The 13,751-nt window shown below is 42.2% G+C and carries 13 protein-coding genes; 2 read left to right on the forward strand and 11 right to left on the reverse strand.

What is annotated here, in order from left to right; translation table 11 throughout:
• Window positions 1–82: 82 nt before the first annotated feature.
• A complete protein-coding gene (locus E2R53_RS11685; protein ID WP_133312269.1) occupies window positions 83–814 on the reverse strand; it encodes a hypothetical protein in 732 nt (243 codons plus the stop codon).
• 203 nt (window positions 815–1,017) lie between these two features.
• Here E2R53_RS11685 and E2R53_RS11690 point away from each other — a divergent pair, with 203 nt between their 5' ends.
• Entirely contained in the window at window positions 1,018–1,203 is a 186-nt protein-coding gene (locus E2R53_RS11690; RefSeq protein ID WP_070879203.1) for a YjzD family protein, read from the forward strand.
• 70 nt (window positions 1,204–1,273) lie between these two features.
• On the opposite strand, the gene E2R53_RS11695 is transcribed toward E2R53_RS11690, so the two are convergent.
• Window positions 1,274–1,453, reverse strand: coding sequence for a YjzC family protein (locus E2R53_RS11695; protein WP_070879204.1), 180 nt, complete (start codon window positions 1,451–1,453; stop codon window positions 1,274–1,276).
• A 146-nt stretch (window positions 1,454–1,599) separates the two neighbouring features.
• On the opposite strand from E2R53_RS11695, the gene E2R53_RS11700 reads away from it, so the two are divergent.
• Entirely contained in the window at window positions 1,600–2,406 is an 807-nt protein-coding gene (locus E2R53_RS11700) for an undecaprenyl-diphosphate phosphatase (protein WP_133311915.1), read from the forward strand.
• Between the two features lie 49 nt (window positions 2,407–2,455).
• On the opposite strand, the gene argF is transcribed toward E2R53_RS11700, so the two are convergent.
• The 9 genes from argF to E2R53_RS11745 form a co-directional block, all read right to left on the reverse strand.
• Window positions 2,456–3,409, reverse strand: coding sequence for an ornithine carbamoyltransferase (gene argF, locus E2R53_RS11705; RefSeq protein WP_133311916.1), 954 nt, complete (start codon window positions 3,407–3,409; stop codon window positions 2,456–2,458).
• Complete coding sequence (locus E2R53_RS11710) at window positions 3,406–6,489, reverse strand: carbamoyl phosphate synthase large subunit (RefSeq protein WP_133311917.1); 3,084 nt, start codon at window positions 6,487–6,489, stop codon at window positions 3,406–3,408. Before E2R53_RS11710 ends, argF begins: the two co-directional genes overlap by 4 nt.
• Complete coding sequence (locus E2R53_RS11715) at window positions 6,482–7,531, reverse strand: carbamoyl phosphate synthase small subunit (RefSeq protein ID WP_133311918.1); 1,050 nt, start codon at window positions 7,529–7,531, stop codon at window positions 6,482–6,484. The genes E2R53_RS11710 and E2R53_RS11715 overlap by 8 nt, the downstream gene beginning before the upstream one ends.
• Window positions 7,532–7,604: 73 nt before the next feature.
• Entirely contained in the window at window positions 7,605–8,765 is a 1,161-nt protein-coding gene (locus E2R53_RS11720) for an acetylornithine transaminase (protein WP_133311919.1), read from the reverse strand.
• A complete protein-coding gene (gene argB, locus E2R53_RS11725) occupies window positions 8,762–9,541 on the reverse strand; it encodes an acetylglutamate kinase (protein ID WP_133311920.1) in 780 nt (259 codons plus the stop codon). Before argB ends, E2R53_RS11720 begins: the two co-directional genes overlap by 4 nt.
• Window positions 9,542–9,551: 10 nt before the next feature.
• Complete coding sequence (gene argJ, locus E2R53_RS11730; RefSeq protein ID WP_133311921.1) at window positions 9,552–10,778, reverse strand: bifunctional ornithine acetyltransferase/N-acetylglutamate synthase; 1,227 nt, start codon at window positions 10,776–10,778, stop codon at window positions 9,552–9,554.
• 11 nt (window positions 10,779–10,789) lie between these two features.
• Window positions 10,790–11,827, reverse strand: coding sequence for an N-acetyl-gamma-glutamyl-phosphate reductase (gene argC / locus E2R53_RS11735; RefSeq protein ID WP_133311922.1), 1,038 nt, complete (start codon window positions 11,825–11,827; stop codon window positions 10,790–10,792).
• Between the two features lie 777 nt (window positions 11,828–12,604).
• A complete protein-coding gene (locus E2R53_RS11740; protein WP_133311923.1) occupies window positions 12,605–12,913 on the reverse strand; it encodes a metal-sulfur cluster assembly factor in 309 nt (102 codons plus the stop codon).
• Window positions 12,914–12,964: 51 nt separating this feature from the next.
• Window positions 12,965–13,744, reverse strand: coding sequence for an alpha/beta fold hydrolase (locus E2R53_RS11745; RefSeq protein ID WP_133311924.1), 780 nt, complete (start codon window positions 13,742–13,744; stop codon window positions 12,965–12,967).
• Between the last annotated feature and the right edge of the window lie 7 nt (window positions 13,745–13,751).

The raw sequence follows: 13,751 nt of genomic DNA on the forward strand, positions 1-13,751 counted from the left end.
CTCCTTTTAGGAAGCGTTATAGTATGGTATGCAGCATTTGAGCACAAAAGAATCGTCCCTTGTACCCTCAGGACGATTCCGCTTATAAAATTTTTTCGTTTTCTTTGAAGAATTTCACTACGGAATGATTCAGTCTGTATTGGTTGTCTGCCAGATGAAAGGTTAAGTTGATAGGGGAGCCTTCTTTGCTTCTGAAGTCTTCATAGATTTTACTGTGATCCTGATAAGGGTATGTGATGCTGTTCATTCTTTGCCAAATATGAACAGGAATGCTGGTACTGTCAAAACGTGATTGAAAAAGGTGGTCTTTTACTTTCTTTGGATCCATTTCATATGCATGCGCAATTTCTTTTGTCAGCCTTTTATAAAAAAACATGTTCTCTCTTTCTTTTTCAAGGTGGGCTTGAAGGTTAAGGCATGGATTAAACATTGCGACAGAGCGGATTTTTTCATTAGAAAGCTTCATAAATTCCTTTGCAATCAGCGCCCCCATTCCTTCACAAAGAATATGAACCCGCTCATTCAGAATTTCTTTTTTCATGATTATATGATAAATCTTCTGTGCAAGACTCAGTGCTTTTGGGCTTCCCCAGTTTGCACCGTAAAGGTTAGAAGTGAAAACCGTATAACCTGCGTCAAGCAAGATTGAAAGCAGCTGGTTTCTTCCGTAGTGCTGCTGCCAAAAGCTCGTTTCGCAATCGACGAAATGTGTTTTGTCACCAAAGATAAAGACACCGAATCCATTTGGTTTATAAGGGTAATGGATGATGTTCCATTCTGATTCCAGCTGAAATAAACGCTTTGTAATTCCCATCATTTGCCCACCACCTTTCTTTCGTACTTTGAGCACTTTATATAAGATATGTTCGTTCATGTAAAAGCGAATGGATATTCACCTAATTATTCAATAATGAACGTTCATGAAATAGTCAACTTTCAGTGTAAATAAAGCTTTTATTCCACAATCTATGTATGATAATATGGACATAGAATTGTTTGAAGAATGAGGTGAACAGATTGCGCTATTTTTGGACATTTTTTTGGACGTTTTTATTAATGCAAATGATGGCTTACGTCGTTTCTTCAATGACAGGTGTTGCATATAACTTTGTTACTGCTTCTATTCTTGCTGTTGTTGCAACCGTTCTCATCTTGATCCTCGGGGAAGTTGTGCCTGACCGATCTGCAGAGGGACATCATTAATACCTAATTTTCGACTCTGCACACAAAAAACCCTACTATAAATAGTAGGGTTTTTTTTCGGGTTTCACGATTATGGTTTTCTTTGATACGTCCAGTGGCGGTCATCATTTGACGTTTCAGGGAAATGATCTCCTGCCTGAAGCTTTATTTTTTGCGGATTTTTGACCATTGATCCTGTTTCCCCAACTTCTACGTAGATGCCATTATTAGGTGCTTTTTGACCTGATTTAAAGCGATGCTGCTGCCCCAAAATAAGATCCCTCCTTAAGGTTCCTTCATTATGTAGTATGGCAAATCTCTTCAAAATACATGTAAAGCTGAATAGAATTTTATCCTTTACACGTTTTCTTCACTATAGTTTAATGGTAGTGACCTGAGAAGGAACGGAGGAAAAAGATGGACGAAGTTTATTTAACTTTAAAATATTTACTGCTCGGTTTATTTCAGGGGTTCACAGAGCCAATCCCTGTTTCCTCAAGCGGGCATCTTGTATTCGCCCAGCACTTTTTGGGCGTGAAGATTGAGGGATTAAGCTTTGAACTCCTAGTGAATGCGGCCTCTCTGATTGCCGTTCTTTTGATTTACAGTGAAGATTTAATTCGCTTAGCGGTTAACGGAGCGAATTATGCAGTGAAAAAGGACCCCTCAGCAAAAAAAGACTTTATGTTTATTGTCTATTTAATCATTGCGACGATTCCCGCAGCTGTGCTGGGAATCTTATTTAAAGATGTCCTTTCAAGCAAAAATGTTCAGCTTGCCGCAGGGTCCCTCATCGTAACAGGTATTGCGCTGTACCTTATCCGCAATCTTCGCGGGAGCAAAAAAGATGGAGATTTAACGGTAAAGGATGCGCTGATTATTGGCTTTGCCCAAGCAGTTGCCCTTATTCCCGGCATCAGCCGTTCAGGAGCTACGATCGTTGCTGCAATGGCGCTTGGAACAAAGCAGGAAACTGCTTTGAGATTTTCTTTCCTTTTATTTATTCCAGTCAGTGCAGGAGGAATGGTGCTCGGCATTGCCGATCTGATTTCCGATGAACATTTCAGCGAGCTTTTATTGCCTTATACAGCAGGGTTTATCGGTTCCTTGATCATGTCTTACTTCTCCCTAAAATGGTTTATGGGCATTATGGAAAAAGGGAATTTGAAGTACTTTGCTTTTTATTGCTTCATTGCCGGACCGCTTGTTTTATTTTTTGCTTAGAAAAAGCATGGATCTTTTATTGGATCCATGCTTAAATGCTTTTGAAATTTTATCCAACCAGAAGTTCCTTCAGCAGGGCTTTCTGAACGTGGAGACGGTTTTCCGCCTGCTGAAAAACGGCTGATTGATTTCCGTCAATGACTTCTGCTGTTACTTCCTCGCCGCGATGTGCCGGCAGACAATGAAGAAAATGACTGTCTTTTTTTGCACCGCTCATTAGCTCTTCGTTAATTTGATAAGCATTAAACGCAGCTAGGCGGATTTCGTTTTCTTTTTCCTGCCCCATACTCGTCCATACATCAGAATACACAATATCTGCCTGATGAACAGCTTCTTGCGGATTCGTTGTGGCAGAGATAACAGCTCCTGTCTTTTTGCAGATCTCAGCGATTTTCCCCATTACGGACGGATCCGGACCGTATCCTTCCGGATGGGCAATGACCGCATCCATTCCAACCTTTGCACACGCAATTAATAAAGAGTGCGCAACATTATTTCCATCTCCGACGTATGCAGCCTTTATGCCTTTAAACGTTTTTTTCAGCTGGAAGATCGTCATTAAATCTGCAAGTGCCTGGCACGGATGGAATTTGTCTGTCAATCCATTAATAACTGGAATGGAAGCATGAAGGGCAAGCTCCTCTACTTTTTCATGCTCAAACGTCCGGATCATAATAGCATCTACATACCCTGACAGGACTTTGGCTGTATCACCAATGCTTTCCCCGCGCCCTAATTGAAGATCCTGACTGCTTAAAAAGAGCGCGCTCCCCCCAAGCTGCTGCATTCCCGCTTCAAACGACACACGTGTCCGAGTTGACGATTTTTCAAAAATCATTGCCAATATTTTTCCGGACAAAACCGATTGTATGGGGAATTTTTTCATATGGATTCCTTCTTCAACAAGATGCAGGATTTCCTCAGTCGTATAATCAAGCAGGGTCAAACAATCTTTTCCTAATAATGCGGATGTTTTAGTCTGTGCCAATTTTATTGAACTCATATCATGTTCACTCCCGTTCTTGTTAGTTCTCTAATTGAATAAACCTCATAGTCAGGTGCCGCTTTTAAATAAGCCATAAAAGACGCGGAATCTGAAAAAACTTTGATTCCTTTTTCAGCAGCAAGCAGCCGCTTTTCTTTCGATTCTCCATTTTTCAAACTGACAAACACGCCGTTCTCTACCGTTTCAGCCCATTTCAGAAAACATTCCGTTTCAGTTTTCAGCCCGGCCGCTTCTGCTTTTTGAAGCAGGGGATAATCAATTTCATCCATAAAAACACTGACGCTGCTCTTATCGAAATCTTCATCAAACACCTTGCCAAGCGCTTCCTTTAATGTAGGTGCAAGGCACATGCCTTCCCCTGTTGATCTCATTTCAGGACTTAGCTTAGGGTCTACATTTTGAAGGGCGTGACTAGAAAAAACTGGATATTTCACAGCCGTATATGGTCTAACTTCTTCTATATAATGATGTGTGAGTTTTTCTCCATTCAGCATTCCTGCCGCAAGTTCAATCATCGGGACATCCATGACTTTGCTGACAATCGGAGCCGTCCGGCTTGCCCGCGGATTGACTTCCAGAACGTACAGCGTTTCGTTTTGAATCAGAAACTGGATATTCATGATTCCTTTAAAATTAAGCTGCTTCACGATTTTCTTAGCCGTCTGATGCATGTCTTGCTTCAGTTTGTCACTAATATTTTTGGAAGGAATAATCGCCATGCTGTCTCCTGAATGCACACCAGCTGGCTCAATGTGCTCCATCACCGCAGGAATGAGGATGCTTTCGCCGTCTGCAACGAGATCAATTTCAGCTTCCTGGCCTGTGACATACCGATCGATTAGGATTGGAAATGCCTGAGTGCCGGCTTTTTGAACCTGCATCTCCAGCTGCTCTTTATTTTCAAGCACAATCATCCCTTTTCCACCAATGACGTAAGATGGTCTGATTAAAACAGGATAGCCGATATTTTCCGCTTCCTTGATGGCTTCCTCTGCGTTATGAGCGGTTGTACCGGGAAGATGTGCGACTTCTATTTCATCTAACAGGTGATAAAATTTCTCCCGTTCCTCAAGGATATCAAGGGTTTCTGAATCTGTTCCGAGAAGGAGTGCTCCGTTTTCTTCAAGTGCGGCTGCAAGATTGATGGCGGTTTGGCCGCCAAATTGCACAATCGTTACATCTATCCGCTCAGCTTCAATTACATTCAGAACGTGTTCGGCTGTCAGCGGTTCGAAATACAGACGGTCTCCTGTTTCAAAATCTGTGCTGACTGTTTCAGGATTATTGTTGATCATAATTGCTTCATACCCTAGCTTCTGCAAGGCCTGTATTCCATGCACAGCGCTGTAGTCGAACTCAACTCCCTGTCCGATGCGGATTGGGCCTGATCCAAGTACCAGCGCTTTTTTTCTTGAATTTTCACCTTTTTCAAGCTCGCATTCTCCGAAATAAGTTGAATAATAGTAGTTGGTTCTCGCTTCAAATTCCGCCGCACATGTATCAACCAGCTTATATTTAGCTGTGATGCCGAGTGATTTTCTCTGCGTTCTTACAGCAGATTCATCTTCATCCAAACAATGTGCGATGTACAGATCAGAACATCCTTTTTCCTTTGCATAGGATAGGAAGTCTTTAGTGATTTCGTGCAAGGTTAGGGATTTAAGCTCTTTTTCCAATATGACAAGTGAGAGAAAGCTGTTTAGAAAATAATAATCAATCCCTGTTTCCTCATGAATCACATTAATGCTTTCCCCTCTTCTTAACAGCTCAATAATGGCGAAAAATCGCTGATCTGTAGCTTTTTTTGTAATGTTTAAGAGTTGAAGATCTGACAGCATTGATATTTCTTCAAAGTAAATTCCAATATTTCCAAGTTCAAGTGATGATACGGCTTTTTGGATGGCTGCTTCGAGATTTCTTTCAATCGCCATCACTTCACCGGTTGCCTTCATTTTAGTACCAAGCGTGCGGTCGGCGTCTTTGAATTTATCAAATGGCCATCTTGGGAACTTCACGACCACATAATCAAGAGCAGGCTCAAAGCTTGCAAAGGTTGACTGTGTCAATGGATTTTTCAGCTCGCTTAATGTGTACCCGACTGCAAGCTTTGCAGCGATTTTGGCAATTGGATACCCCGTAGCTTTCGATGCAAGTGCTGAAGAACGGCTGACACGCGGATTGACCTCTATAACGTAATATTGCTTGCTTACCGGATCAAGAGCAAACTGGATATTGCAGCCGCCAACCACATTCAAAGCTGAAATGATGGTTAACGAAGCACTCCGCAGCATTTGATATTCATGATCAGTCAACGTTTGTGAAGGTGCCACTACAATTGAATCCCCTGTATGAATTCCGACAGGATCAATGTTTTCCATATTGCAAACAGTGATACACGTATTTGCTGCATCCCTCATAACCTCATATTCAACCTCTTTAAATCCGGCAATGCTTTTTTCAACAAGGCATTGATGAATCGGGCTTGCACTTAATCCGCTCTTCATCAAGCCGATTAATGCCTTTTCATCATCAGCAATCCCGCCTCCCTTACCGCCTAATGTGTAAGCTGGGCGGACGATAATCGGGTAGCCGATTTCATTTGCAAATGCCAGTGCTTGATCTGCATCCGTTACAATTTCGCTTGCAGGTACAGGCTGTTTCAGGTCATACATCAGTTTTCTGAACTTTTCTCTGTCTTCTCCCATTTGAATCGACTGAACGGATGTACCCAGAACTTGCACATTATGTTTTTGAAGAACTCCGGCCTCATGAAGTTTCACAGCCAAGTTGAGTCCGGTTTGACCGCCAAGAGTTGCAAGCAGGCCATCCGGTTTTTCTTTTTCAATAATTTTCGAGAGGCTTTTTACTGTCAGCGGTTCAAAGTAGACCTCATCTGCGTATTGATGATCCGTCATTATCGTTGCCGGATTGTTGTTCACAAGGATGACCTTGTATCCTTCTTCTTTCAGGGCAATGCAGCCCTGAGTACCGGAATAATCAAATTCTGCAGCCTGGCCAATGATAATTGGGCCAGAACCGATTACTAGGATGCTTTTTATATCATGACGTTTAGGCATAAACCATTTCTCTCCTTGTGTTTAGAACCATTTCTAGAAATTCATCGAAGATATATTCACTTTCTGCAGGTCCCGGATGGGCTTCTGGATGAAATTGAACGGACAGAATCGGAAGTGTCTGATGAAACATGCCCTCAACCGACTGATCATTCACATTGATGAATCTGACGCCAAACTCTTTATGATGAGCTGACGTCACCACATAGCTGTGATTTTGAGAAGTCATAAAGACCTTTCCTTTTTTCTGATCAGCGACAGGGTGATTCGCTCCTCTATGTCCAAACGGCAGCTTCATCGTATCTCCTCCATAAGCCAGGGCAATAAGCTGATGTCCAAGACAAATGCCGAGCGTTGGATAGCTGTCCGCAATCTTTTTTATAGCCGGCAAATAGGTTTCAAGTTCTTTTGGATCGCCAGGCCCGTTTGATAGAACAACTGCATCAGGCTGAATATGCGCAAGCTTATTCAGTTCTGTATATGGAATAATCGTTACTTTGCAGGTTCTCTTCAGAAACGATTGCAAAATTGATTTTTTGAATCCAAAATCAATCAAGGCAACGTGAATAGATCCTTCTCCGAGAACAGTGATCCCCTTTTCAATTTCAGGCAATTTTTTTGTTATACATTTACTTTGTTTTATTTCATTACAATCAGCCGACAGCTGTGCCTTCATCGTTCCATTTTTGCGGATCTGCTTGACGATCGACCTTGTATCAACATGACTGATATATGGAATGTTCCATTTGCCCAAGTATTCTTTGACACTATAAGCGGCCTCATAATGGGAGAAATGTTCACAGCATTCATAAAAAACGGCACCTTTTACTTGCGGTCTCTCACTTTCAAAGTCAACTGCATTTATGCCGTAATTTCCGATCAAAGGATAAGTAAACACGATGATCTGATTCTGATAAGATGGGTCTGTCAGCACCTCTTGATAGCCTGTCATGCCCGTGTAAAAGACAATCTCGCCTTCACTGTCTTCGCCGTTCAAATTTCCTTTGTAGCTGGTGCCATCCTCTAGAAGCAGGTAACCGCTCATTTTCATTCACCTCGTAATGAATTTTTATTTACGCTTAAGTATATTTATACATTTAGATTTAAAAAAATTTATGTTACTGACTGACTGTCACCGCTGCGTGTTTGATCGTTTTTTCTATGATCTCAACCGCTTCTTTTATTTCTTCCGCTGTTACAGTGAGCGGAGGAAGCAGACGGATGACGTCTGGACCTGCAGGGAGTGTTAATAATCCATTGCTTCGCAGTTCCGTTATAATTGGTGCTGCTTCATGATTTAATTGAATGCCGATCATGAAGCCTTTTCCTCTAATCTCTGTTACAGCTGGCGCATCAAGCAATGCAGTTTTAAGCATCTCGGCCATTTTCTCTGATTTTTGAGCGACTTCCTGTAAGAATTGGGGCTGAAAGATCTTTGTGAGCGTTGCTTTAGCTGCTGCCATCGCGAGCGGATTCCCTCCAAATGTTGTTCCATGAGTGCCCGGCTGAAAGGATGCAATCAGCTCTTTTTTTCCAATCATGGCTCCAACAGGAAATCCGCTGCCGAGCCCTTTTGCTGCTGTTATAATATCAGGCTCTATTTGAAAGTGCTGATAAGCAAATGGCAGACCGGTCCGTCCAATGCCTGTTTGGACTTCATCAATAATCAGCAGTGTGCCAAGCCGTTCACATGTTTCTTTTACTTTTTCTAAAAATGCAGCTTCTGCCGGTACAACTCCGCCCTCTCCCTGAATAACTTCAAGCATAATAGCAGCATAGCCATCTCCATCTAATTGGGCAAGAGCCTCTGTATCGTTGAAAGGCAAGTATTCAAATTGCGGTAATAACGGTCCAAACCCATCATGAATTTTCGCCTGGCCAGTAGCAGACATCGCTGCAAATGTTCTTCCGTGAAATGATTGCTTAAAAGTAACAATTTTTGTTTTGCCCGTGTGCTTTCTCGCAAGCTTTATCGCAGCTTCATTCGCTTCTGCCCCGCTGTTGCAAAAAAACACTGCATCACAGCAGCAGTTGGCTGTAAGAATCTCCGCTGCTTCCTCCTGCAATGGATGCTGAAAAAGATTCGAAACGTGCCAGACTTTATCAAGCTGATCTTGAATCGCCTGCAGCACATCCTTGTCTCCGTGGCCTAAATTACAAACCGCAATTCCTGAGATAAAATCAAGATAAGTTTTGCCGTTTTGATCGGTGGCGACCGAACCGGTCGCTTCCTTAATCTCCAAATCCCAGCGTGCATATGTAGGAAATACATGACTCATTTAAATGCAGCCTCCTTTTTCATGGTAATTTTTGTTCCCAAGATGGATTGCTCTGTAACAAACATTGACTGACCGCTGACAATCATCACTTCTTTTAAAGATTGAGACAATGACTTGATCGCAGCCTGCACTTTCGGAATCATCCCGCCGTTAATGATTCCTGCGCCAATCATCTCTTCAATTTCATCGGGCGTTGTATGATTGATCACTTGTTTTTCCTTTAAAATACCTGGGACATCTGTAACAAACAGCAGTTTTTTTGCACCAAGTGCACTTGCTATAGCAGCTGCTGCTGTATCCGCGTTGACATTAAGAGGTTGATGATCCTCTGTTCTCGCAATCGGAGCAATGACAGGTATGTAATCCCCATCAAGCAGTGTTTTAATCAGGTGAATTTGGACGTTTGAAATTTGTCCTACATATCCAAGTTCTTTCTCATTTAAAAAATCAGCTGTCAGTATTCCGCCATCAGAACCTGCAATTCCAGCAGAAGTGAGATTATTTTGTTCCAGAGCTCTTACAATTTGTTTATTGATTTGGCCTGCGAGCACCATTTCAGCGATATCCAGGACCTGTTTTGTTGTCTTTCTCTGCCCGTTGATAAACTGCGTCTGAACGTTCATGCTTTGAAGAACGCTATTGATTGCAGGACCGCCGCCGTGGACAATGACGACTTTATATCCTTGTTTTTTCAGCTCGTGCAGGCTTCCGAAAAATGGCTCTGACAGTTCATCAACTATACTTCCTCCGCATTTCAACACGACAACTTTGCTCATGGTCCTCTCCTTACGTTCTGTAGCTTGCGTTAATTTTGACATAATCGTATGTCAGGTCGCAGCCCCAGGCTTTTCCCTCTCCGTTTCCGATCCGGAGGTCGATATAAATATTCACTGTATTTTTTTCCAGGACTTCTTTTGCCTTATCTTCAGAGAAATTCTGAGGCTGCCCATTATGATACAGGCATTGATCACCTAAAAAGATGCCGATTTTATCAGGATTCACCTCTGCGCTGCTGTGGCCGATTGCACCGATAATTCTTCCCCAGTTGGCATCAGCACCATAAACAGCTGTTTTGACAAGGCTTGATCCGACCACTTTTTTTGCTGTAATTCTTGCTTCCTCATCAGTTGCTGCTCCTTCAACTGTCACTTCAATCAGCTTCGTAGCGCCTTCACCGTCTCTTGCTATGCTCTTTGCAAGATCTTCGCATACAAGCTTTAGGCCCTGCTTGAAGATATCCCAATCCTCATGCTCGGAAGTCAGAGGTTCATTACTCGCCAACCCATTTGCCATCACTAAAACCATATCGTTCGTTGAGGTTTCGCCGTCTACGGTAATTTGATTGAATGAAACATCAGTCAATTCACTGAGCGCCTGCTGCAGAACACTGCTTTCGATAGCGGCATCTGTTGTAACAAATGCAAGCATTGTAGCCATGTTGGGATGGATCATCCCGGAGCCTTTTGCGCAGCCGCCGATTGTTACTTTTTTTCCGTCAATCATCATTTCATAGCATGTTTTTTTCGTCACTGTATCCGTCGTTAAAATCGCTTCTTGAAAGGCCGGTGACCCATCTTTTGATGGAGAAATATCCTCCACACCATTCCGGATGCAGTCCATTTTTAAATATTCACCGATAACACCTGTTGAGGCTACTGCCACATGCTCTTCTTTCAATCCAAAAGAATTCGCGCACAATGCTCTCATCTCATAAGCATCTTTTAATCCCTGCTCTCCTGTACACGCATTTGCAATCGCACTGTTCACTATTAGCGCCTGAAGCTTGTGATCCATTCCAATACTTTCTTGAGTTATTTTCAGCGGAGCTGCCTGAAAATGACTTTGTGTGTAAACGGCCGCACAGCTTGCCGGAACTTCGCTTATTAAAACGCCTAAATCCTTTTTAGCATATCGCAGTCCAGTATGTACGCCATCTGCTGTAAATCCAGCTGGTGATGTCACTGATCCTTCATTTATTTTGAGAAGCCCGATGGACTCTTTTACTTTCAGCATAATTCAGCCTCCTATGGATATTGCGGTGTGATCTCAAGTCCCATTGTTTCTTCAAATCCATTCATCATATTAAAGTTTTGCACGGCCTGACCTGCAGCGCCTTTCATTAAGTTATCAATCACTGAAACGATCGTGACTCTTCCTGTCCGCTCATCATAAGAAAGGCCGATGTCACAAAAATTCGAACCGTATACTTCTTTTGTCGATGGAAATTCTCCAAGCGGCCTGACTCTGACAAAATAGGAATCTCTGTAAAAAGCTTGATAGTATGCAAGTAATTCCTCTGAACTCATTTCTCCTTTTGCATCCGCGTAGATGGTTGCCATGATTCCCCTTGTCATTGGAACCAAATGTGTTTGAAAGGTAATGGCCGAAATGTTTTCATTCATAAGGTGAAGTGCTTGTTCAATTTCTGGAATATGCTGATGCCCATTCACTTTGTAGATTTTCAGATTTTCATTTATTTCTGAGTAGTGAACACCGATGCCGGCTTTTCGCCCTGCACCCGAGACTCCTGTTTTTGCATCAATAATAATGGAAGATTCATTGATCAGATCATTAGAGACAGCCGGCGCAAGGCCCAGAATTGACGCTGTCGGAAAGCAGCCTGGATTTGAAAGAATGGATGCGTTCATAATGGATGGTTTATTCAGTTCAGAAAGACCATAAACCGCTGAATCAACAATCTTCTGGTCTGCAGCCTTTCGTTTATACCATTTTTCGTATAAAGCAGAATCTTTTAATCTCAAATCTCCTGACAGGTCAATGACCTTTATCTGATCTAAGTTGATTTGCGGTAAAATCTCTGCCGCAGCTCCAGGCGGTGAGGCCATAAACAGGACATCAACCTCTTTATCGATTGAGGCGCTGTCTATGCTGACCAGGAATTCATCGCTTATGCCGGTTAAGTGAGGATAAGATTCCCTGTATGCCTTTCCGTCTTCAGAAGATGTATATAAAATACACTTCTCCACCTTTGGATGTTTTGTGAGAAGGCGGTATAACTCATTGCCTCCATAGCCCGTTGCACCTATAATACCTACATTCAATTGGATCACCCTTTAATTTATATCGTTCTTTTATTTGAATTAGTACCCATTATAATACTGCATAAAAATAAAATCAATTGTATATTTAAAAATTTTATAGATTAATTGATTGTTTGCGGCTGCCCGGTGCGAGCTGATAGAGTTTACCGTATTTGATCAGAGTGGCGACTTTATTAAAATTATATTTGTACCTCCTTCAAACTTGGGGTGAGAGTACTCTTAGAGGACACTTTTTTTGGTTTTGGCCGCGATTGTGGAATCAAAGTACGCTTTTGATTCCTCTTCTCGTGCTCATTTCATCGATTGTGGAATCATAGTACGCGGTTGATTCCTCTTCTCGCGCTAATTTCATTGATTGTGGAATCATAGCATGCGGTTGATTCCTCTTTTCGCGCTCATTTCATTGATTGTGGAATCATAGCATGCGGTTGATTCCTCTTTTCGCGCTCTTTCCATAAATTGTGGAATCATAATACGCTTTTGATTCCCCTTCTCGCGCTCATTTTATCGATTGTGGAATCATAGCATGCGGTTGATTCCTCTTTTCGCGCTCTTTCCATAAATTGTGGAATCATAATACGCTTTTGATTCCCCTTCTCGCGCTCTTTCTATTGAATGCGGAATATTCGGACACTCCATCATAAACTGACTCTCCGGTTTAGACGAATACAGGGATTCCTTCAATATTTTGAGTCATCTAGCAGTTTTTACTGAAGTTAACCTATAAACGCTCACAAAAAAAATCCCGGTTCCTTTAAGAACCGGGATCTCCCTATTTCACTGAACGCCTAGTGCAATTTTTGCAAATCGGCTCATTCGGTCTTTTGTCCATGGCGGATTCCAGACGATATTTACTTCTGTTTCTTTAATTTCGGGAATATCACGCAAGGCTGTTTTTACTTGATCGATGATTGTCCCTGCAAGCGGGCAGCCCATTGAAGTCAGTGTCATTGTCACAAGCGCAGTGCCGTTCTCGTCAAGCTCCACATCATAAACAAGTCCGAGATTCACAATATCAACACCGAGCTCAGGGTCAATGACAAGCTCAAGCGCTCCATAAATATTTTCTTTAAGTGCTTCATCCATAATAATCACTCCTCACAGCAAAGTATATCGAAACAAAGCAGTAACCTGAAATTATTTGCTTTCAGTCAAAAAATCAGCAAACCAGTCGACGGTAGCAATCAGCCCTTCTCGTGAAACTTTATGATCTGCATTGGTATCCGCAATAAATTTCAGATATTCAGGCTTTTCCTCATAGGACGATTTGATTTCCTCAAAGAACGTGTAGGTCGGATCAAAAGGGACAACCTGATCCTTTTTGCCGTGCCAGAATAATAATGGACGGGCTGCGAGCTTTTCAGTATGTATACTCAAATCATAAGCCTGCAGACTTAAGAAGTGCTTTTCAAGCTCTTCATCCGTGAGCGGAACTTTAATGCCCATCTTTTGTATATATTGTATTTGCTGACGGGAAAACTGTTCATAATAAGGACTTCCCATTAAGCTTGCAGCTGCTTTGATCCATTCGTATTGCGTCAAAGCTCCAAGAGTCACGATTCCGCCCATGGAAGTTCCAGCTACACCGATTTGACCTGGGTCAATCAGCTCTTCTTTTTCAAAATAATCCTTAATCGTCTGCAATTCATTGATTTCATTTATTACAATGCTCCAAAATTGCATATTTAACTCAAGTCCTGCAAGATTTTCGTTTCTTTCTCCGTGATGCAGGGCGTCCGGCAGTACAACACGAATACCTTTTTCAGCAAGCAGGTAGGCATAGTGCAGGTTATGTTCCTTCGCGCTTGTAAATCCGTGGACAAAAATGACAAATGGCGTTTTTTCATTTTTGGCGGAATCCTTTACTACATGAAGCAAAGGAATACCGGCTGCATTCATTTTTTCAACAGCGATCATGTTTTAT

The sequence above is a fragment of the Peribacillus frigoritolerans genome, assembly GCF_004358755.1.
Taxonomy (GTDB): Bacteria; Bacillota; Bacilli; order Bacillales; family Bacillaceae; genus Bacillus_P.

What these genes read in the sequence shown, in the direction of transcription:
- E2R53_RS11685 (WP_133312269.1), bottom strand. Translation starts at nt 814, where the DNA reads ATGGGAATTACAAAGCGTTTATTTCAGCTGGAATCAGAATGGAACATC.
- E2R53_RS11700 (WP_133311915.1), top strand. Translation starts at nt 1,600, where the DNA reads ATGGACGAAGTTTATTTAACTTTAAAATATTTACTGCTCGGTTTATTT.
- argF (WP_133311916.1), bottom strand. Translation starts at nt 3,409, where the DNA reads ATGAGTTCAATAAAATTGGCACAGACTAAAACATCCGCATTATTAGGA.
- E2R53_RS11710 (WP_133311917.1), bottom strand. Translation starts at nt 6,489, where the DNA reads ATGCCTAAACGTCATGATATAAAAAGCATCCTAGTAATCGGTTCTGGC.
- E2R53_RS11715 (WP_133311918.1), bottom strand. Translation starts at nt 7,531, where the DNA reads ATGAGCGGTTACCTGCTTCTAGAGGATGGCACCAGCTACAAAGGAAAT.
- E2R53_RS11720 (WP_133311919.1), bottom strand. Translation starts at nt 8,765, where the DNA reads ATGAGTCATGTATTTCCTACATATGCACGCTGGGATTTGGAGATTAAG.
- argB (WP_133311920.1), bottom strand. Translation starts at nt 9,541, where the DNA reads ATGAGCAAAGTTGTCGTGTTGAAATGCGGAGGAAGTATAGTTGATGAA.
- argJ (WP_133311921.1), bottom strand. Translation starts at nt 10,778, where the DNA reads ATGCTGAAAGTAAAAGAGTCCATCGGGCTTCTCAAAATAAATGAAGGA.
- E2R53_RS11740 (WP_133311923.1), bottom strand. Translation starts at nt 12,913, where the DNA reads ATGGATGAAGCACTTAAAGAAAATATTTATGGAGCGCTTGAGCTTGTC.
- E2R53_RS11745 (WP_133311924.1), bottom strand. Translation starts at nt 13,744, where the DNA reads ATGATCGCTGTTGAAAAAATGAATGCAGCCGGTATTCCTTTGCTTCAT.